The following is a 19,851-nucleotide window of genomic DNA, read 5'->3' as shown; positions in this document are numbered from 1 at the left end:
TTTCGCAACTTACCGTCAGCGGGTCAGCTTTTTATACGCCATCCGCGTCGGCCGGTCGGCGGCGTCGCCGAGGCGGCGGCGCTTGTCTTCCTCATAGGCTTCGAAGTTTCCTTCGAACCATTCGACGTGGCTGTCGCCCTCGAAGGCGAGGATGTGGGTGGCGAGGCGGTCGAGGAAAAAGCGGTCGTGGCTGATGACCACGGCGCAGCCGGCGAAATTCTCGATCGCTTCCTCGAGCGCGCCGAGGGTCTCGACGTCGAGATCGTTGGTCGGCTCGTCGAGCAGCAGAACATTGCCGCCGCGCTTCAGCATCTTGGCCATGTGGACCCGGTTGCGCTCACCGCCCGACAGCTTGCCGACGTTCTTCTGCTGATCCTGGCCCTTGAAGTTGAACGCTCCGACATAGGCGCGGGTCGACATGTCGTGGCCGTTGACCTTCACATAGTCCAAACCGTCGGAGATCTCCTCCCAGACGTTGTTCTTACCGTCGAGATGGTCGCGGCTCTGGTCGACATAGCCGAGGTGAACGGTCGGGCCGATGTCGATGCTGCCGCTGTCCGGCTGCTCGGCGCCGGTGATGATCTTGAACAGGGTCGACTTGCCGGCGCCGTTGGGGCCGATCACGCCGACGATTCCGCCCGGCGGAAGCGAGAAGCTCAGATCCTCGAACAGCAGCTTGTCGCCATAGGCCTTGGAGATGTTGTTGACCTCGATGACCTTGCCGCCGAGGCGCTCGGGCACCTGGATGACGATCTGGGCCTTGCCGGGCGTGCGGTTCTTCTGCGCTTCGACGAGCTGGTCGAACTTGGCGATACGCGCCTTGGACTTGGTCTGGCGGCCCTTGGCGCCCTGCCGGATCCACTCGAGCTCGTCCTTGATCGCCTTCTGGCGGCCGGATTCCTCGCGATCCTCCTGCTCCATCCGCTTGGACTTCTTCTCGAGGTAGGTCGAGTAATTGCCCTCGTAAGGGAAGTATTTTCCGCGATCGAGCTCGAGGATCCAGCCGACGACGTTGTCGAGGAAGTAGCGGTCGTGGGTGATCATCAGCACCGCGCCGGCATATTCCTTGAGATGGTTCTCGAGCCACTCGACGCTCTCGGCGTCGAGATGGTTGGTCGGCTCGTCGAGGAGCAGGATCGAGGGCTTCTGGATGAGCAGGCGGGTGAGCGCGATCCGGCGCTTTTCACCGCCCGACAGATTCTCGACCGACCAGTCGCCCGGCGGGCAGCGAAGGGCCTCCATCGCGACCTCGAGCTGGTTGTCGAGGGTCCAGCCGTCGACCGCGTCGATCTTGGCCTGGAGGTCGCCCATCTCCTCCATCAGGGCGTCGAAATCGGTGTCGTCCTTGGGATCGCCCATCTCGGCCGAGATGGCGTTGAAGCGATCGACCATCGCGGCGGTCTCGCCGGCGCCCTCGCGGACATTCTCGAGCACCGTCTTGGTGGGATCGAGCTGCGGCTCCTGCGGCAGGTAGCCGACGGTGATGTTCTCGCCCGGCCAAGCCTCGCCCGAATATTCCTTGTCGATGCCGGCCATGATCTTCATCAGGGTCGACTTGCCGGCGCCGTTGGGGCCGACGATGCCGATCTTGGCGCCGAAATAGAATTGCAGGTTGATGTTGCTCAGCACCGGCTTCTGGGCGCCGGGGAAGGATTTGGTCATGTCCTTCATGACAAAGGCATATTGGGCGGCCATGGCGGCGCTGTGCTCCGATGATGTGGGGTAACGGAAAGGTTGGCGCGCTACCTAGTGGCTCGACCGGACCTTTGCAAACACTCGCGCTTCCGACGAACGACATCCCGCGCGGTTGGTCGAAAGGGCTTTGTCGCGCCGCCGCTATTGGCTAGCACCGCGCCCCATGAAGATGTTCGCCGCTGTCGCCGCCCTCGCCCTCCTCTCCTCCACCGCCATCGCCCAGACCGCCGCTCCGCCGTCCCCCGATCGGGTCGCGGAGCTGCGCGACGACGCGCTCGAAAATGACAGGCTCGCCTGGGACCTGGTCGAGGGCCTGACCACCGAGATCGGGCCGCGGCTCGCCGGCAGCGAGGCCGAGGCGCGGGCGCGGCAATGGGCGGTCGCTCGGCTGCGCGGGCTCGGCTTCAGCAACGTTCGGGTCGAGACGTTCGGCGTGCCTTACTGGGAGCGCGGGATCGAGCGGGCGGAGATCCTGTCGCCCTACCCCCAGCCGCTCGTGCTCACCGCGCTCGGCAACAGCGGCGCGACCCCAGCCGCCGGCATCGAGGCCGAGGTCGTCGGCTATGACAGCATGGAAGCCTTCCAGGCCGCGCCAGCCGAAGAGGTGCGTGGCAAGATCGTGTTCGTGAACCACGCCATGCAGGCGACCCAGGACGGCTCCCATTACGGCCCGTTCGGCGCCGCCCGCCGCGAAGGGCCGACGCTTGCCTCGCGGCGCGGCGCGGCGGCGATCCTTGTCCGCTCGATCGGCACCGACCATCACCGCAACCCGCATACCGGCGTTCAGAGCTTCGCCGAGGGCGTTCGGCCGATCCCGGCGGCGGCGCTCAGCCTGCCCGACGCCGAGCAGCTCCAGCGCGTCCTTAGGCGCGCTGCGGCGCTGCGCCAGCCGGTGCGGCTGCGCCTCGTGCTGACCCCGCGCCAGCTCGGCACGCGCCAGTCGGGCAACGTCATCGCCGAGGTGCCGGGAAGCGATCCCGCCGCCGGCACCATCCTGATCGGCGGCCATCTCGACAGCTGGGACCTCGGCACCGGCGCGTTCGACAATGCCGCAGGAGTCGCCATCACCACCGCCGCGGCGCACCGCGTCATGAGCGCCGGCCAGCCGCGCCGGACGATCCGGGTCGTGCTGTTCGGCTCCGAGGAAATCGGCGTGTTCGGCGGTGCCGACTATTTCCGCCGCCACCGCGGCGACGGCGACGTCGTGCTGGTCGGCGAGAGCGACTTCGGCGCCGACCGGGTGTGGCGGGTCAATTTCAACCTCGCGCCGGGCAACGAGGCGCTTCAGCGGCGGATCGCAGCGGCGCTGGCCCCCCTCGGAATCGCGGCGGGCCGGCAGCCGGCGGGCGGCGGCGCCGACCTCGGCGCCTGGGCGCGCGCGGGCATTGCGGCGGTCGACCTCAGCCAGGACGGCACCCGCTATTTCGACTTCCACCACACTCCCGACGACACGCTCGACAAGGTCGACCCGGCCCAGCTGAGGCAGAATGTCGCGGCCTGGACGGCGATGCTGGCGGAAGCGGCCAACGCGCCCGAGCGGATAGAGCCGGCGCCGGCGCGCTGAGGATCAGGCGAAGCCGATCGGGTCTTCGGTGCTGAGGTCGAGGCCGCGGCCGTCGCGGGTCACCGATACGCGCAGGTGGCTCGGCGGGCCCGCACCGAGCGGCAGTCTCGCTTCCAGCCCCCTTTCCGGAAGCGAGACCACCAACTCCCCCTCGTCTCCGGCGAGCGCCAGGTCGAGGAGGCGCGCGAGGCTGATCTGATAGCGCGTCGTCACGCCGCTTTCGTCGGCAAGCGTCTTGCCGTTGGCGGTCACGATGACATGGTCATCGTCGAACCCTTCCTCGAGCGAGAGCTTCAAAGTCGGCACAAGGCTTTCCCTAGCAGAAAATGGGGAGCCGGAGGACCCGGCTCCCGGAGAAGCACGGCTTACTGGCTGAGGCCCGCCGCCTTGGTGTCGAGCAGCGCGCGCAGCTTGTCGCTAAGCGGCACCGCCGTCGCCGCGTCGGCCTTTTCGGCGTCGGCGGTGAAGGACAGGAACGCCTCCGGACTGTTCGGCACCTCCTCCCGCTCGAGCGCGGCGAGCAGGGGCGCGTCGCGCAGGAAGCGGGTGTGGCCGACCGCGTTGACGAGGGCGTCGGCATCATCCTCGATCGCGCCGTCGATCAGCTTGCGTGCCGCCTGCGGATCGGCCGGATAGACCTCGACCCGCTGTTGCGGCGCCTCGCCTGCCGCTGCCTTCGCGTCGGTCTCGAGCAGCTTGTAGGTGTAGGCGAGCGGAGTCGCGAGTGCGACCGCGGCGAGCTTCGAGACCGGGTTGTCGGTCAGCTCGGCGGTCCTGGCGAGGACGTCGCTCACGCCGGACAGGGCGCGGGTGCCGTTGGTCGTCAGAACCTGGCCCACTTCCGGTGTGAACAGGTCGCTGGCGAGCATTTCCTCCTCGCGGGTGCGCGGCGCCTCGACGGTGACCATGAGCTGGTTGGAGTAGACCGCCTGCCCGTCAACCTCGAGCACCGCCTGGACGCAGTAGCGGCCGGGCTCGGCCATGTCCCAGCCATTCTTGCCGGCGCCGGCAATGACGCTGTCGTACAGTGCCTCTTCGGGCTTGAGCACCTTGTCGTCGCCTTCGCCGCAATGCCGCATGTACGGCATCCATAGCCGCGCTTCCTGGCGCTCGCCGTTGAGGATCAGGGTGAAGTCCTCGCGCTCGCTGATGCGCGCGCTCGACACCGTCCTGATCCTGCCCGAGCGGTTGACGAGAGCGATCTCGACGACCGGCGGCATCAGGTAGGGGAAACGGTCCCCCGCCTGGCTGGTGGTCAGGCGCAGCTCATAGTCCGGATTGCTGTGCTGCGCCGCCTCGCGGAAGCCGTGATTGCTGAACCATGCCTCGTTGCCCATCTGCACGAAGCGTTCGGGCGCGTGACGCATGAACAGCAATTCGCTGTCCGAGAAGCGATAGTGGAAGTTGCCGAAGAAGGCCGACTGGCCGCCCGCGACGAAGTAGGGATAGTTCATGAAACTGCGGGCTTCGGGCTCGTTGGCGAGCGGGATCCACGGCACGCCCAATGACTTCTGCCAGCTGTGGGCCAGGTTGAAGGCGTGGCCCATCTCGTGGACCGCCGTCCAGAAGCGCATCCGCGCGACCCAGGCGGCGGGGTTGGGATCGCCCGCCGGCGGAGTCGAGATGAAGGCGTGGCTGAAGATCGCCGTGCCCTGGCGGTGGTTCGGCCCGATATCGTCGAACATGATTCCGCCGAGGCTGGTGCCGCTGACATGGAGCCGGGCGAACAGCACCCACATCGCCCATTGAGGCTTGTTGGCGAAGCGCGACCAGTGGACCTGCATCCCATCGTGCATCTCCTGGTCGGTCCACAACGCGTCCCCGCCCGCCGTGGCGATCGGGACCACGCCGTTTCCCGCGCTCACCGTCGCGTCGAAGCCGGAGCGGCGGAACACCGTCTCGATGCTCAGCGCCTCGTTGGCCAGCGACGCCGGCCGGTTGGGATGGGCGTGGGTGTTGATCGTCGTCACAGCGACGGCGTCGGACACCCGGTCATATTCGAACTCGACCTTGCGCCGATACGCGGAACTGAAGCCATAGGTGCGGGTGAACGCGGCCGCGCCACCGCCCGAGAAGATCACCTCGAGCTTGCGCGTGGCGGGGAACGGACCGCCGACGACCTTCGCGCTGACGAAGGTGTGCGGGATCGCGCCGGGCGTGCCGTTCTTGTAGAAGATCACCCCTTCGTAGCGGCCCGCGGGGGTCTTCTTCACCTTGGCGATCCAGTGACCGACGGTGGTGAAGAGGTTGGCGCGGGTGCCGCTGATCGTCATCTGCGGATAGCGGCCGTCGACGTCGAACATCACCTCCTCGCGCTGGTAGAAGGAGATGGCGCTGACATCCTCGTCATAGATCTCGTCGGTCGGCATCAGGCCGCCGATCGGCGTCGGGATCCGCTCCGGAATCGGGAACGGGATCGGCCGCGGGATCGGGATCGGCGTGATCGGCAGGTCGATCTTGCGCGCATAGGTGTAGAGCCCGCTGGTGGTGAAGAAGGGCAGCGGGATGAGCGGCAGCGCGATGTCGATCGCATCCTCGAACGCCTGCTCGGGTTGCTGGTCCTGCCGCCGCGGCCGCATCTCGAGGGTCGCCTCGACTCGGTCGCTGGTGTCGATACTGCCGCCGGACGGCCCACGGCCAGTCGTCGTGGTCGCGCCGCCAGTCGTTGTGGTTTCGGTGGGACTTGTCATGGTCATCCTCCAGGTCGTTCGGCCGCAGGACCGGCTACTTCGGAAGTGCCCACAAGGAACGCGGACGCGCCCCTTCATCCGGAGAACCGGACCAACCGCTTGTCGACTTCAATTAAGCTAAGGTATAGTCGCCCCGCGCAAAGCATGGGGGCGTGAGGTGGGCCGCGACATGACGCGGCTCGTTCTGGTCTCGATTGGGGAGACCGGGAAGAATAACTTGAACGCTGCTTAGCGTCAACTGGAATCCAGATGAATTCCTCGCGTGAAATCGTCGATTTGAGCTTTTTCGCGTTAACGAAGATTACTGGCGAAGCCTTGGCCGACCTCGGCACGACGAACCCTTTCCAGCGTGCGCGGCTTTGCCTAGAGGAAGCGCAGTCGGGGAGTAGCGCAGCCTGGTAGCGCATCTGCTTTGGGAGCAGAGGGTCGCAGGTTCGAATCCTGTCTCCCCGACCATTTTCACCTCAGTTCGCGATCGCGGCGTGGCAAAAGGTTGCGCGGAGCCTCCCCCGTCCCGATTTGTTGTCGCAAGGGAATGTCCCGATGCGAGCCTTGCCTCGCCTGTCCAGGAGCCGATCCGAAATGCCCCATCAAGCTCCGGCCAGTCCCGGGGTGCCCGACCCGCGAGCCCTGCTGCGCGAGATCGCGCCTTATGCGCGGCCGATAACGCGGCGGAGCCTGTTCGAGCTGATCGTCACCGCATTGCCGTTCCTGATGCTGGTGGTCGCGATGTGGATCGCGACCGCAGCCGGCTATTGGTTCGGCCTGTTTCTCGCCCTCCCCGCCGGCGCCCTTCTCGTGCGCCTGTTCATGATCCAGCACGACTGCGGCCACGGCTCGTTCTTCCGCCGCCGCGCAGCGAATGACTGGGTCGGCCGGGCGATCGGTGTGCTGACGCTGACCCCTTATGATTATTGGCGCCGGACGCATGCGCTTCACCACGCCCGCACCGGCAACCTCGACCATCGCGGGATCGGGGACGTCGACACCCTGACGGTGCGCGAATTCCAGGCGCTCGGCCGAGGGCGGCGGCTCCTCTACCGGCTCTACCGGCATCCGCTCATCCTGTTCGGCCTCGGCCCCGCCTGGGTGTTCCTGCTCCAGCATCGCCTGCCAGTCGGGTTCATGCGCGAGGGGTGGCGGCCCTGGCTGAGCGCGATGGCCACAAATGCAGCGGCGGCGGGCCTCGCGGCTGCGATCATCTGGCACATCGGCCTGGCGGCCTTCCTCCTGATCCACCTTCCGATCACTTTGGTCGCCGCGACGATCGGCGTCTGGCTGTTCTACGTCCAGCACCAGTTCGAGGACGCGATGTGGGATCGCGACCAGGATTGGAGCTTTCACGACGCCGCTCTGCACGGCAGCTCGCACTACGACCTGCCGGGCATCCTGCGCTGGCTGACCGCCAATATCGGCGTGCACCATATCCATCATCTGTCGAGCCGGATCCCGTCCTACCGCCTCTCCGAGGTGCTGCGCGACCGACCCGAGCTTCGCCAGGTCGGCCGAATGACCTTGTGGCAGAGCTTCAAGACCGTTCCGCTGGCCTTGTGGGACGAGGAAAAAAGGCGGTTGGTCTCGTTCCGCCAGGCACGGGCGGTCGGCTAGGCGCGGCGGCGGTGGCCCGCGTTGCGGCGCCCCGCTTCGCTTGCTAGCAGGCAGCTCCTTCGTTGGAGTGTCCCATGGCCAAGCGTCTCTTCCTCTTATGCGCCTCCGCGACCGCCCTCGCATGCTCGTCCGCCGCGGCGGCCGAAGAAGGCATGTGGACGTTCGACAATTTCCCGATTGCGCAGGCCAATCGCGATCTCGGGACCAATATCGACCAGACGTGGCTGGACCGGGTGCGGCTCGCCTCGGTTCGGATCGGCGGGGCGTCGGGCGGCCTCGTCAGCCGCGAGGGACTCATCCTCACCAACGAGCATGTCGCCTCGGGCTGCGTCGAGGATCTGTCGACGCAGGAGCGCAACTTCGTCCAGACCGGCTTCACTCCGGCGAACCGCGCCGGGGAGCTGCGCTGCCCGGGTATGACCGCGGAGGTGCTGACCGACATTTCGGACGTCACCCAGCGGATGCAGGCGGCTGGCCGCGGCCTTTCCGGCGAGGCCTTCACCCGCGCCCGCGACGCCGAGCAGGCGCGGATCGAGGCGGAGGCGTGCGGCGACGACCGCAGCCGGCGGTGCCAGGTGGTCAGCCTCTATCGCGGCGGCCAGTTCAAGCTCTACACCTATCGCCGCTACAGCGACGTTCGCCTCGCCTTCGCGCCCGAGCACCGCGCCTCGGCGTTCGGCGGCGACCTCGACAATTTCAGCTTCCCGCGCTTCGCCGTCGATGCCGCCTTCGTGCGAATCTACGAGAACGACCGCCCGGTCGCGACGCCCAACCATTTCCGCTGGAACCCGGCGCCTCCGCGCGAGAACCAGCCGGTGTTCCTGTCGGGCAGCCCCGGCGCGACCCAGCGCCTGCTCACCCAGGACCAGCTGCGCACCGTCGCAGAGGTAACGCTTCCGCTCGAGCAGCTGATCAACAGCGAGCTTCGCGGCCGCCTCATCCAGTTCGCCCAGGCGAGCGAGGAGAATGCGTTCATCGCCGGCCAGGCGATCTCCAGCGTCGAGAACACCTACAAGCGCGGCTACGGCCGCCAGCAGGCGCTGATCGACGCGCGCTTCATGGCGGCGCGCCAGAGCGCGGAAGAGGATTTCCGCCGCCGCGTCGCCGCCAATGCCGAACTGGGCGCCGAGATCGGCGATCCCTGGCGCGATCTCTCCGCCCTGCAGGGCGAGGTTCGCCGGCTCTACCCGGCTTATTACCTGCTCGAGACCCGCGCCGGCGGCGGCTCGCAGCTGTTCAACTGGGCCGAGGACATCGTCCGCGGCGCCCAGGAGCGGCCCAAGCCCAATGCCGACCGCCTGCCCGAGTTCGGCGACGCCCGCCTGCCCCAGGTCGAGCAGCGTCTGTTCGCCGAGCGGCCCAGCTATCCGACGCTTGACGAGGTCCAGCTCGCCTGGTGGCTCAGCAAGACCCGCGAGATCCTCACCGCCGACGATCCGCGAATCCGCACCCTGCTCGGCAATGAATCGCCGGAAGCGCTGGCGCGGCGGCTGACCAGCGGCACTCGCCTCGGCGACCCGGCAGTTCGGCGCCAGCTGTGGGAAGGCGGCCTCGCCGCGGTGCAGGCGTCCGACGACCCGCTGATCCAGTTCCTGCTGCGCATCCAGGAGCCGACCCGCGCCGCACGCAGCGAGTATGAAGGCACCGTGCAGGCGCCGACCGACCGCGCCAGCGAAGCGCTCGCCCGCGCCCGCTTCGCCATCTACGGCACCAGCCTCTATCCAGACGCGACCGGCACTCTTCGCCTGACCTATGGCCGGGTGAAGGGCTGGACCCACCAGGGCCGCACCGTGCCCTACGCCACCACCTTCGCCGGCCTGTGGGATCGCGCGACCGGAGCCGAGCCGTTCGACCTGGCCCCGCGCCTCGCCGCCGCGCGCGAACGGATCCCGGCCGACACCGTTCTCGATGTCGCCGCGAGCACCGACACGATCGGCGGCTCGTCGGGTTCGCCCGCGGTCAACGCGGCCGGCGAGATCATCGGCGCCAATTTCGACTCCACCGTCCTCACCCAGCGCAACGCCTACGGCTACGACCCGGAGGTCAACCGCTCGGTGCTGGTCACCACCGCCGCGGTGACCGCGGCGCTGCAGCATGCCTATGGCATGAACCACCTGCTGCAGGAGCTCGGCGTGTCGGGGCAGCGTCCAGCGCGTCGGCGCTAACCCGGCGCCCTCCAGAAAGGCGGGTCCCGGCTCAAGGCCGGGATGACGAGGGCGTGTGCACGCAGCCAAAGCTCCCCGTGCGCGTACGCACGCGTGTACGCGCGCGAGGCTTGGCAGCGGCCCCGTCACCCGCTAGATCGGTCATCCATCCGACACATCACCTGAAAGCCTGATCCTTTGTCCGACGAGACGGTCCTCGCCGACCCTTCCGATATTTCCCCGATCTCCATCGTCGAGGAGATGAAGACCTCCTATCTCGACTATGCGATGTCGGTGATCGTGGCGCGTGCGCTGCCCGACGTTCGCGACGGGCTGAAGCCGGTCCACCGCCGAATCCTCTACGGCGCGCATGAGGCCGGCTTCGTCGCCGGGCGGCCGTACCGCAAGTCGGCCCGCCTCGTCGGTGACGTGATGGGTAAATATCACCCGCATGGCGACAGCTCGATCTACGACGCGCTGGCGCGAATGACCCAGGACTGGTCGATGCGCGTGCCGCTGATCGACGGCCAGGGCAATTTCGGATCGATGGATCCCGATCCGCCGGCGGCGATGCGTTACACCGAGGCGCGCCTCGCCAAGGTCGCCAATGCCCTGCTCGACGACATCGACAAGGACACGGTCGACTTCCAGCCCAATTACGACGCGTCGGAGAGCGAGCCGCAGGTCCTGCCGGCGCGCTTCCCGAACATCCTCGTCAACGGCGCCGGCGGAATCGCGGTCGGCATGGCGACCAACATCCCGCCCCACAACCTCGGCGAGGCGTTGGCGGCCTGCAAAGCCTATATCGAGAACCCGGCGATCACCATCGAGGAGCTGATCGAGCACATCCCGGCGCCGGACTTCCCGACCGGCCCGCTGATCCTCGGCCAGGCCGGCGCGCGCAGCGCCTATCACACCGGCCGCGGCTCGATCATCATGCGCTCGCGCCACGAGGTCGAGGAAGGCCGCGGCGACCGCCGCTCGATCGTCCTTACCGCGATTCCCTTCCAGGTCGGCAAGAACGGCTTGGTCGAGAAGATCGCCGAGGCGGCCAAGGAGAAGCGCATCGAGGGCGTTTCCGACATCCGCGACGAAAGCTCGCGCGAAGGCGTGCGCATCGTCATCGACCTCAAGCGCGACGCGACCCCCGAGGTCGTTCTCAACCAGCTGTGGCGCCACACTCCGGCGCAGTCGAGCTTCCCCGCCAACATGCTCGCGATCCGCGGCGGCCGCCCCGAGACGCTGACGCTTCGCGACATGATCGAATCCTTCGTTCGGTTCCGCGAGGAAGTGATCACCCGCCGCTCCAAGTTCGAGCTCGCCAAGGCCCGCGACCGTGCCCACATCTTGCTCGGCCTGGTCATCGCGGTGACCAATCTCGACGAGGTCGTGCGCATGATCCGCGGCTCTGCCTCGCCGGCCGAGGCGCGTGCGTCGCTGCTCGCCCGCGACTGGCCGATCGCCGAGATCGCGCCCTACATCGCCCTGGTCGAGGCGGTCGAGCATGAGGTCGGCGGCGACACCTACCGACTGTCCGATGCCCAGGTCCGCGCGATCCTCGAGCTCAGGCTCCACCGCCTCACCGCGCTCGGCCGCGACGAGATCGGCGGCGAGCTTCGCCAGCTCGCCGATTCGATCGGCGAGCTGCTCGAAATCCTCGGCAACCGCGTGCGCCTGTTCGAGGTGATGGTCGAGGAATTCGACGAGATCATCGACCAGTACGCGACTCCGCGCCTCACCCAGATCGCTCCGGCGGCCGACGGGATCGACGACGAGGACCTGATCGAGCGCGAGGACATGGTCGTGACCGTGACCATGCAGGGCTATATCAAGCGCACCACCCTCGCCACTTTCCGCGCCCAGAATCGCGGCGGCAAGGGCCGCGCCGGCATGGCCACCAAGGACGAGGACGCGGTCACCGAGCTGTTCGTCACCTCGACGCACACGCCGGTCCTGTTCTTCTCGACCCTTGGCAGGGTCTATCGGATGAAGGTGTGGAGGCTGCCGGAGGGCGGCCCCGCGACCCGCGGGCGGCCGATGATCAACCTTCTTCCGCTCGCCGCCGGCGAGACCATCTCGACCGTTCTTCCGCTCCCCGAGGACGAGAACGAGTGGGGCAAGCTCCACGTCATGTTCGCGACAGCCAAGGGCTCGGTCCGCCGCAATTCGATGGACGCGTTCACCAACGTGCCGTCGAACGGCAAGATCGCGATGAAGTTCGAGGGCGAGGACGAGGACGACCGCCTGATCGGCGTCGCGCTACTCGACGAGGCCGACGACGTCCTCCTCGCCACGCGCCAGGGCAAGGCGATCCGCTTCCCGGGCGACGACGTCCGCGAGTTCCAGAGCCGCGCCTCCACCGGCGTCCGCGGCATGCGGCTGGCCGAGGGCGACGAGGTCATCTCGCTGTCTATCCTGCACAAGGCCGGGATCAAGGATCAGGACGAGCGCGAGGACTATCTGCGCCACGCCCCGTGGAAGGGCGAGGACGCCGACCGCGCGCCGCGCCGGATGGACGATGCGCGCTACGACGAGCTGAAGACGCGTGAGCAGTTCATCCTCACCGTCTGCGCCAACGGCTATGGCAAACTGTCGTCGGCCTACGAATATCGCCGAACCGGCCGCGGCGGCCAGGGCATCACCAATATCGACAATATCGGCCGCAACGGTCCCGTCGTGGCCAGCTTCCCGGCGAGCAAGGGGCACCAGCTGATGCTCGTCACCGACCAGGCCAAGATGATCCGCATGTCGCTCGGCGACCTGCGAGTCATCGGCCGAGGCTCCGCCGGCGTTCGCCTGTTTAACGTCGCCGAGGACGAGCATGTCGTCTCCGCCGCGCGCATCGAGGAGAGCGAGGACGAGGACGAGCTCGTGGTCGATGTCGAGGACACCCAGCTCAGCGCGAGCGACGCGGCGATCGGCGGCGAGGGCGACGAAGCCTAAGCCGCGCTTGCATCTTCACCTGCCCCCTTCCTAGAAGGCGCGCATGGTGAAGAGCCTGCTCACGCGCCTGCTGCTCGCCCTCGTCGGCCTGCTCGCCTTCGCCACGCCGGCGTCGGCGCAGGACGACGTCGCGGCGGTGAGCCGCGGCGTGGTGCGTGTCGTTGTCGTCCAGGTCGAGGACGGCGAGATCATCGATTTCGGCCACGGCAGCGGCTTCGCGGTCGCGCCCAACCGAATCGTCACCAACGCGCATGTCGTCGACCTCGCGGTCCAGGATCCGGACAATGTCGTGATCGGCGTGGTGCCGTCCGAGGGCAGCCAGTCCTACGGCGCGCGGATCGTCGCGGTCGATCGCGCGCGCGACCTCGCCCTCATCGAGATGCAGCAGGGATCGGTGCCCCCCGTCGCCCTCTTCACCGGCGCGATCGGGCCGGGTGCCGGAGTCGCCGCGCTCGGCTATCCCGGCAATGTCGATCTCGCCACGGCGCAGTCGATGCAGGATTATATCCGCCCCCTTCCCCCAACCCGCTCGTCGGGCAATTATTCGGACTTGCGGCGCGGCGACATCGGCCCGATCATCGTCCACACCGCCGCGATCGCCCGCGGCCATAGCGGCGGCCCGCTGGTCGACCTGTGCGGCCGCGTGGTCGGCGTCAACCGCATGATCACGCGCAACGACATGGGCGACTCCAGCTTCGCTTTCGCCATTCCGGTCGCTTCCCTCACCGCCTTCCTGCGCCAGGCGCGCCAGCCCTTCCGTTCCGTCGACGTGGCCTGCGTCAGCGCCGCCGACCAGGCCCGCAGCGAAGCCGAGCGCGAGGAGGCGGCGCGGCGCGCCCGCGAGGCCGACGAGGCCACCCGGCTGCGCGACGCTGACGCCCGCCACGAGCGGGCCGTCGCCGAGCTCCAGCAAGCGCGCGAGAACCGCGCCGGCCTCGCCATCGGGCTGCTCGTCCTCGCCATCGCCGGGCTCGGCGCCGGCGGAATATTGCTGTTCAAGGACCAGCACCGCCCGGCCCTGATCGCCGGCGGCGTCGGCGTGGCGCTGCTGCTTGGCGCGGCGATCGTCTTCTTCACCCGTCCCGGTCTCGACAGTCTCGAGGACGAGGTCCGCGTCACGAGCAGCGTGACGCCCGACCCCGACCGCTATGTCGGAACCAACATCTGCACCCTCGACCGCGAGCGCAGCCGTGTCACCGTGTCCGGCGAACCGGAAGTCGAACTCGGCTGGGAGGAAGGCGGCTGCGTCAACAACGGCACCCAATATGCCCGCTACGGCGGCGTGTGGCGCCGGGTACTGGTGCCGAACAGCGAGCAGACCGTGAGCGTGACCGAGTTCAACCCGGCGACCGGCGACTATGTGGTGAGCCGCTACCTGCTGTCTGCCAATGCGATGAACGAGGCGCGGGAGCGGCGCCGGCGGGTCGAGCAGCGCAGCTGTACGCGCAACCAGGAGGATCTCGCAATCCTCGCCGACCGCCAGCGCGATCTCGAGGAATCGCTTCCCGCCCAGCCCAACGAGCGCCTCGTCTACCACTGCGCCCCGGAAGGGCGGAGCGGCTGACCGCCCTCGCGTTCGATCAGCCTCGCCTTCCTGTCGATGCCATAGGCGTAGCCGCCGGCGCTGCCGTCGCCGCGGCGGGCGCGGTGGCACGGGATGAGGATGGCGACATTGTTGGCGCCGCACGCCGTTCCCGCGGCGCGCACGGCAGCAGGCTTGCCCGCCTTCGCCGCGAGCGCGGCATAGCTCAGCGATTCGCCCGGCGGGATGCGGGCGAGTTCGCGCCACACGGCTTCCTGGAATGCGGTCCCCTGCACGTCGAGGGGCAGGTCGTGCGGCCGCTCGGGCGCCTCGACCGCGGCCACCGTGCGCGCCACCAGGTCGCGAAGCCCCTCCCCGCCCGGCTCGATCGTCGCGTTGGGGAAGCGGCCGCGCAGGTCGCCGTCGTCCTCGTCGAACGACAGGCGGCAAATCCCCTTGCCGGTGGCGGCGACCAGCATTCGGCCGAGCCAGGTGTCGGCGATCGCCCAGCGGATCGTCTCGCCGCGACCGCCGTCGCGCCACGCCGACGGGGTCATGCCGAGCCGCGCCTTGGCGTCGGCATAGAAGCGCGCCGGCCCCGAATAGCCGGCATCATAGATGGCATCGGTGATTCGGGCGGTGGTGCCGAGCGCCTCGGCGGCGCGCCGCGAGCGCAGGCCGCGCGCATAGGCCGCCGGCGTGACGCCGGTCGCGCGTTTGAACAAGCGGTGGAAATGGTGCGGCGAGTAGCCGGCCGACGCCGCCAGCTCCTCCAGAGACGGCACTTCATCGGCCTCGGCGAGCAGCCTGAGCGCCGCCTCCATCGCCCGGGCCTCGCGCGTCACGTCGTCGGGCTTGCAGCGCAGGCATGGGCGCAATCCCGTCGCCGCCGCCTCGGCGCCGGTGGCGAAGAAGCGGACATTCTCGCGCTTCGGGTGGCGCGCCGCGCAGGACGGACGGCAATAGATTCCGGTGGTGAGCACGCCGGTGACGAATGTCCCGTCCGACTTGCGATCGCGGGCAAGCACGGCGCGCCAGGCGCGGTCCGGGTCGATCGTCGGGGCGTCGTTCACAGGCTGAAACTGGTCCTGACGGAGGGCCGTGGCAAGCATGGCTCAGTTCCTTTCGATGCGCGCGAGGAAGCAGCCGAGCGCCTGGGTATGCGCGTGGATCTCCGTGACCTCGGGCCGGGCAAGGAGGGAGCGGATCCGCGCATCGCCCTCGCCGGCGGCCGCGAGCACGGCCTGGACCATCATCCCGTCGCGGTCGAAGGCGCGCAGGCTGATATTGCGGCTGGCGAGCACCGGCGGCAGCACGTCCTCGAATGCCGGCGCAGCCGCCGCCGCCTCGCGGACGTAGATGGCGTGGCTGGCGCGGAAAGGCGTGTCGGCATCTTGGCTCACATGATTGACCAGGATCAGCGTCTCGCCCTCCTGCGCGTCTTCCAGCGATATGCGGCACGGTTCGCCCGAGCCGGCCGCGACGACTCGGGCGGCGCGCCGCTGGCGCAACGCCTCGTCGCCCAATTGGAACAAAGACCGGAACGGCGCGGGATCCAAGCCCTGGATGCGGTAGGTCATGAGTCTCTCCTCCGTGGATGGAGGACCAATGACTCACTTGAAGGACGTCTGCGTCCCGGGCCTTGCTTTCAAAGTCCGGGGGCGCCGGCGAAGAGATCGCGCAGCGGGGTCATCTCCTCCAGCCGCCAATTCTCCGGCAACAGCACTACGCTGCGCATCGGCGGCAGGTGCCACAGGACATATTGCATCGCCTGCCAGGCCGCCTGCTCGTCGGGAAAGTCGCTGCGCCTCCTGCCGATCACGAGCTGGCGGTGCGGGCGCAGCGTCATGTCGGTCATCAGCAGCACGCGCGGATTGGCGAGGCCCCAGGCCTGAGTCAGATATTTGTGGAGCGCCTTGGCCGCATAAGGCGGCAGGAACTGGTCGGACGGGGTCGCGAGCAGCACCTGGCGCGACGCTTCCTTCGCGGCGCCGAAACCGAGCCAGCCGCGCTTCTGCGGCGCTGGCGGCGGCGGCAGCGCGCTCTCGGCGATGTCGATCGGGTCGCCGTCGGGCGAATCGTAACGGATCAGGCTGTCGAGCACGCCCAGCGAGAAGACGAACTGCGCCGCGTCGGGCGGATCGGCGGCGCTCGCGAACAAGGCCGCGCCCCAGCCGGCGGCGAGGCAATCGCCCGCGCGGTTGGCGAGACAGTGCGAATCGAAGGCCGCGCCGTCCTTCGGCAGGTTGAGGCGCAGATAAGGTAGCCCGTCCGGTCCGGCATAGACGCCGGCGGCCCCGACTCCCGCGAACCAGGCGACGTCGTAGAAGCGGCCGAGCCAGTCGGAATCGCGCATCTCGCGATCGGCTTCGAACAGCCGCGCGAGCTCGACGGTGAGGCCGGGATCGAACATCGCCGCGCGATTCCGATGGAAGCGCTGGATTTGAACCGATGCCGTCGCCATAGCAGCATCTCCCCTGATGCGGTCATTCTATCCCGCCAGGCGCGGCAGGCGACGGCTCAGTGACGAAGGTTGCAGCCGCTGCGACAAGGCTGCGGTTGCATCCCTGCGGCGCTCCTGCTAGCAGCCCGCGCGAGCCATTCGGGGGCGCGGCAAGCGCCCCTTTTCGCATGGCACACATTCCTTGTTCGGAGCATCGACGCGCGTGGATAATTCCAGCGGCATTCAGGCAAGTTTGGCGGGTCGCTACGCCCTCGCGCTGTTCGAGCTGGCGCGTGACGAGAAGAAGATCGAGGCGGTCGGGCAGAGCCTGGCCGGCCTCAAGCAGGCGCTCGCCGAATCCAACGAGCTCGCCGAGCTCACCACCTCGCCGCTGATCGGCCGCGAGGACAAGGCGCGCGCCATCGGCGCCGTCGCCGAGCAGATGGGCCTCGACCCGCTCACCCGCAACTTCCTCGGCGTGCTCGCCCAGAACGGTCGGCTGTCCAAGCTCGGCCAGGTGATCCGCGCCTTCAACCTGCTCGCGGCGTCGCACCGCGGCGAGATCACCGCCGAGGTCACCTCGGCGCGGCCGCTCGACGACGACCAGGTCGCCCAGATCAAGCAGCATCTCCGCACCCGGATGGGCCGCGACATCGCCGTCGATCTCAACGTCGACCCCACCATCCTCGGCGGCATGGTCGTGAAGATCGGCTCGCAGATGATCGACAGCTCGATCCGCACCAAACTCAACACCCTCGCGCACGCGATGAAAGGCTAAGGCACGACAATGGATATCCGCGCCGCAGAAATCTCGAAGGTCATCAAGGACCAGATCGCCAGCTTCGGCACCGAAGCGCAGGTGTCTGAAGTCGGCACCGTGCTGTCGGTCGGCGACGGCATCGCCCGTGTCCACGGTCTCGACAACGTCCAGGCCGGCGAGATGGTCGCGTTCGAGAACGGCATCCAGGGCATGGCCCTCAACCTCGAGGCCGACAATGTCGGCATCGTGATCTTCGGCTCCGACTCCGAGATCAAGGAAGGCTCGACCGTCCGCCGCACCCAGACCATCGTCGACGTTCCGGTCGGCAAAGGCCTGCTCGGCCGCGTGGTCGACGGTCTCGGCAACCCGATCGACGGCAAGGGCCCGATCGAGGGCGCCGAGCGTCGCCGAGTCGAAGTGAAGGCGCCGGGCATCATTCCGCGCAAGTCGGTTCACGAGCCGATGCAGACCGGCCTCAAGGCGCTCGACGCGCTGGTGCCCGTCGGCCGCGGCCAGCGCGAGCTGATCATCGGCGACCGCCAGACCGGCAAGTCGGCCGTCGCGCTCGACACCTTCATCAACCAGCGTGAGCTCAACAAGGGCGGCGACGAGAGCAAGAAGCTCTACTGCATCTACGTCGCGGTCGGCCAGAAGCGTTCGACCGTCGCCCAGATCGTCCGCGCGCTCGAAGAGAATGGCGCGATGGAATATTCCATCGTCGTCGCCGCGACCGCGTCCGAGCCGGCTCCGCTGCAGTTCCTCGCGCCCTACACCGGCTGCACGATGGGCGAGTATTTCCGCGACAACGGCATGCACGCCGTCATCGTCTATGACGACCTGTCCAAGCAGGCGGTGGCCTACCGCCAGATGTCGCTGCTTCTGCGTCGTCCACCGGGCCGCGAAGCCTATCCGGGCGACGTCTTCTATCTCCACAGCCGCCTGCTCGAGCGCGCCGCGAAGATGAACGAGGACAATGGCTCGGGCTCGCTGACCGCCCTGCCGATCATCGAGACCCAGGCTGGCGACGTGTCGGCCTACATTCCGACCAACGTGATCTCGATCACCGACGGCCAGATCTTCCTCGAGACCGAGCTGTTCTACCAGGGCATCCGCCCCGCGATTAACGTCGGCCTGTCGGTCAGCCGCGTCGGCTCGGCCGCGCAGACCAAGGCGATGAAGAAGGTCGCCGGTTCGATCAAGCTCGAGCTCGCCCAGTATCGCGAGATGGCGGCCTTCGCCCAGTTCGGCTCCGACCTCGACGCCTCGACCCAGAAGCTCCTGAACCGCGGCGCGCGCCTGACCGAGCTGCTCAAGCAGCCGCAATTCTCGCCGATGCCGATGGAAGAGCAGGTCGTGTCGATCTTCGCCGGCGTGAACGGCTATCTCGATGCGATCCCGACCGACCAGGTCACCCGCTTCGAGAGCCAGCTGCTCAACCATGTCCGAAGCGAGCACGGCCAGGTGCTGACGACGATCCGCGACACCGGCGCGCTCTCCGACGAGACGACCGCGTCGCTCAAGGACATCGTCGGCAATTTCGCGAAGTCGTTCGCGTAAGGACCGGATAGATGGCCAGCCTCAAGGCACTCAAAGGGCGGATCGCGTCGGTCAAGTCGACGCAGAAGATCACCAAGGCGATGAAGACCGTCGCCGCGGCGAAACTGCGCCGCGCGACGGACCAGGCCGTGGCCGGCCGCCCCTATGCCGAGCGGCTGGAGGCGGTGATGGCGAGCCTGGCGTCCAAGATCGTCGTCGGCCCGCAGAGCCCGAAGCTCCTCGCCGGCACCGGCAAGGACCAGGTCCACCTCATCGTCGTGGCGACCGGCGAGCGCGGTCTCGCCGGCGGTTTCAACGCCAACATCGTCAAGCTCGCGCGCCGCAAGGCGGAAGAGCTGATTGCGGAAGGCAAGACCGTCCGCTTCTACCTGGCCGGCCGCAAGGGCCGGGTGCTCAAGCGCTTCTACCCGCAGGGCATCCACCACGACCAGGACATGAGCGGCATGCGCAGCCCGGCGTTCGACCATGCCCAGGCGGTCGCCCAGGATCTCATCGCCCGCTACGAGGCCGGCGAGTTCGACGTGGCTCACCTCGTCTACTCGACCTTCCGCTCGGCTCTGGTCCAGGAGCCGACCGAGCGCCAGATCATTCCCGTCAAGGTGCCGGAAGGCGCCGAGGGCGGCGCCAGCTCGGCGGTGGAATATGAGCCGGACGAGGAAGAGATCCTCGCCACGCTCCTTCCCCGCAACGTCGCGATTCAGATCTATCGCGCTTTGCTCGAGAACCAGGCCGGCTTCTACGGCGCGCAGATGACCGCGATGGACAATGCGACGCGCAACGCCGGCGACATGATCAACCGCCTGTCGATCGAATATAACCGCTCGCGCCAGGCCGCGATCACCAAGGAACTCATCGAGATCATCTCGGGCGCCGAGGCGCTCTAACCACTTCGACGAAGCAGGAAAAAGACATGCTTGAGCCCCAA

14 protein-coding genes and 1 tRNA gene are annotated in these 19,851 nt (G+C 68.0%); 9 read left to right on the top strand and 6 right to left on the bottom strand.

Features of this window, described 5'->3' with window-relative positions; translation table 11 throughout:
* Positions 1-15: 15 nt before the first annotated feature.
* Positions 16-1,695 (bottom strand): energy-dependent translational throttle protein EttA, encoded by a 1,680-nt coding sequence (gene ettA / locus G7B71_RS02710; protein WP_166037629.1) that lies wholly within the window; start codon positions 1,693-1,695, stop codon positions 16-18.
* A 163-nt stretch (positions 1,696-1,858) separates the two neighbouring features.
* Between ettA and G7B71_RS02705 the strand changes: the two genes are divergently transcribed.
* Entirely contained in the window at positions 1,859-3,259 is a 1,401-nt protein-coding gene (locus G7B71_RS02705; RefSeq protein ID WP_166037627.1) for a M20/M25/M40 family metallo-hydrolase, read from the top strand.
* Positions 3,260-3,262: 3 nt separating this feature from the next.
* Here G7B71_RS02705 and G7B71_RS02700 read toward each other — a convergent pair whose 3' ends face one another.
* Both G7B71_RS02700 and G7B71_RS02695 read right to left on the bottom strand, forming a co-directional pair.
* Positions 3,263-3,565, bottom strand: a complete 303-nt coding sequence (locus G7B71_RS02700; protein WP_166037625.1) for a hypothetical protein — start codon at positions 3,563-3,565, stop codon at positions 3,263-3,265.
* Between the two features lie 59 nt (positions 3,566-3,624).
* A complete protein-coding gene (locus G7B71_RS02695; RefSeq protein ID WP_166037623.1) occupies positions 3,625-5,949 on the bottom strand; it encodes a hypothetical protein in 2,325 nt (774 codons plus the stop codon).
* A 379-nt stretch (positions 5,950-6,328) separates the two neighbouring features.
* On the opposite strand from G7B71_RS02695, the gene G7B71_RS02690 reads away from it, so the two are divergent.
* The 5 genes from G7B71_RS02690 (at position 6,329) to G7B71_RS02670 (ending at position 14,208) form a co-directional block, all read left to right on the top strand.
* Positions 6,329-6,405 (top strand) — tRNA-Pro (locus tag G7B71_RS02690).
* Positions 6,406-6,531: 126 nt separating this feature from the next.
* Positions 6,532-7,557, top strand: coding sequence for a fatty acid desaturase (locus G7B71_RS02685; RefSeq protein ID WP_166037621.1), 1,026 nt, complete (start codon positions 6,532-6,534; stop codon positions 7,555-7,557).
* 74 nt (positions 7,558-7,631) lie between these two features.
* Positions 7,632-9,722 (top strand): S46 family peptidase, encoded by a 2,091-nt coding sequence (locus G7B71_RS02680; RefSeq protein ID WP_166037619.1) that lies wholly within the window; start codon positions 7,632-7,634, stop codon positions 9,720-9,722.
* A 177-nt stretch (positions 9,723-9,899) separates the two neighbouring features.
* Positions 9,900-12,644 (top strand): DNA gyrase subunit A, encoded by a 2,745-nt coding sequence (gene gyrA / locus G7B71_RS02675; RefSeq protein WP_166037617.1) that lies wholly within the window; start codon positions 9,900-9,902, stop codon positions 12,642-12,644.
* Positions 12,645-12,687: 43 nt separating this feature from the next.
* Entirely contained in the window at positions 12,688-14,208 is a 1,521-nt protein-coding gene (locus G7B71_RS02670) for a serine protease (protein ID WP_243406066.1), read from the top strand.
* On the opposite strand, the gene ada is transcribed toward G7B71_RS02670, so the two are convergent.
* From ada to G7B71_RS02655, 3 genes are all read right to left on the bottom strand, one after another.
* Entirely contained in the window at positions 14,175-15,278 is a 1,104-nt protein-coding gene (ada, locus tag G7B71_RS02665) for a bifunctional DNA-binding transcriptional regulator/O6-methylguanine-DNA methyltransferase Ada (protein ID WP_166037615.1), read from the bottom strand. The genes G7B71_RS02670 and ada overlap by 34 nt on opposite strands.
* A 3-nt stretch (positions 15,279-15,281) precedes the next feature.
* Complete coding sequence (locus tag G7B71_RS02660; RefSeq protein WP_166037613.1) at positions 15,282-15,746, bottom strand: DUF1203 domain-containing protein; 465 nt, start codon at positions 15,744-15,746, stop codon at positions 15,282-15,284.
* 68 nt (positions 15,747-15,814) lie between these two features.
* Positions 15,815-16,630, bottom strand: coding sequence for a hypothetical protein (locus G7B71_RS02655; RefSeq protein ID WP_166037611.1), 816 nt, complete (start codon positions 16,628-16,630; stop codon positions 15,815-15,817).
* 202 nt (positions 16,631-16,832) lie between these two features.
* Here G7B71_RS02655 and G7B71_RS02650 point away from each other — a divergent pair, with 202 nt between their 5' ends.
* The 3 genes from G7B71_RS02650 to G7B71_RS02640 are packed head-to-tail and all read left to right on the top strand — an operon-like array spanning position 16,833 to position 19,810.
* Positions 16,833-17,387: a F0F1 ATP synthase subunit delta gene (locus G7B71_RS02650; RefSeq protein ID WP_166037609.1), complete on the top strand. Its 555-nt coding sequence runs from the start codon at positions 16,833-16,835 to the stop codon at positions 17,385-17,387.
* Positions 17,388-17,396: 9 nt separating this feature from the next.
* On the top strand, positions 17,397-18,926 hold the full coding sequence (gene atpA, locus G7B71_RS02645) for a F0F1 ATP synthase subunit alpha (RefSeq protein ID WP_166037607.1): 1,530 nt from the start codon (positions 17,397-17,399) through the stop codon (positions 18,924-18,926).
* A gap of 11 nt (positions 18,927-18,937) precedes the next feature.
* On the top strand, positions 18,938-19,810 hold the full coding sequence (locus G7B71_RS02640; protein ID WP_166037606.1) for a F0F1 ATP synthase subunit gamma: 873 nt from the start codon (positions 18,938-18,940) through the stop codon (positions 19,808-19,810).
* The last annotated feature ends 41 nt before the right edge of the window (positions 19,811-19,851 follow it).

This window comes from Sphingosinicella sp. YJ22 (genome assembly GCF_011320075.1).
In the GTDB taxonomy this organism is placed as follows: Bacteria; Pseudomonadota; Alphaproteobacteria; order Sphingomonadales; family Sphingomonadaceae; genus Allosphingosinicella.
This window is presented reverse-complemented; position numbering and strand designations above follow the sequence as displayed.

Excerpts from the sequence above, each read along its gene's own strand:
- G7B71_RS02640 (WP_166037606.1), top strand. The coding sequence starts at position 18,938 with ATGGCCAGCCTCAAGGCACTCAAAGGGCGGATCGCGTCGGTCAAGTCG.
- G7B71_RS02685 (WP_166037621.1), top strand. The coding sequence starts at position 6,532 with ATGCCCCATCAAGCTCCGGCCAGTCCCGGGGTGCCCGACCCGCGAGCC.
- ettA (WP_166037629.1), bottom strand. The coding sequence starts at position 1,695 with ATGGCCGCCCAATATGCCTTTGTCATGAAGGACATGACCAAATCCTTC.
- G7B71_RS02660 (WP_166037613.1), bottom strand. The coding sequence starts at position 15,746 with ATGACCTACCGCATCCAGGGCTTGGATCCCGCGCCGTTCCGGTCTTTG.
- G7B71_RS02705 (WP_166037627.1), top strand. The coding sequence starts at position 1,859 with ATGAAGATGTTCGCCGCTGTCGCCGCCCTCGCCCTCCTCTCCTCCACC.
- ada (WP_166037615.1), bottom strand. The coding sequence starts at position 15,278 with ATGCTTGCCACGGCCCTCCGTCAGGACCAGTTTCAGCCTGTGAACGAC.
- G7B71_RS02695 (WP_166037623.1), bottom strand. The coding sequence starts at position 5,949 with ATGACAAGTCCCACCGAAACCACAACGACTGGCGGCGCGACCACGACG.
- atpA (WP_166037607.1), top strand. The coding sequence starts at position 17,397 with ATGGATATCCGCGCCGCAGAAATCTCGAAGGTCATCAAGGACCAGATC.
- G7B71_RS02655 (WP_166037611.1), bottom strand. The coding sequence starts at position 16,630 with ATGGCGACGGCATCGGTTCAAATCCAGCGCTTCCATCGGAATCGCGCG.
- G7B71_RS02680 (WP_166037619.1), top strand. The coding sequence starts at position 7,632 with ATGGCCAAGCGTCTCTTCCTCTTATGCGCCTCCGCGACCGCCCTCGCA.
- G7B71_RS02670 (WP_243406066.1), top strand. The coding sequence starts at position 12,688 with ATGGTGAAGAGCCTGCTCACGCGCCTGCTGCTCGCCCTCGTCGGCCTG.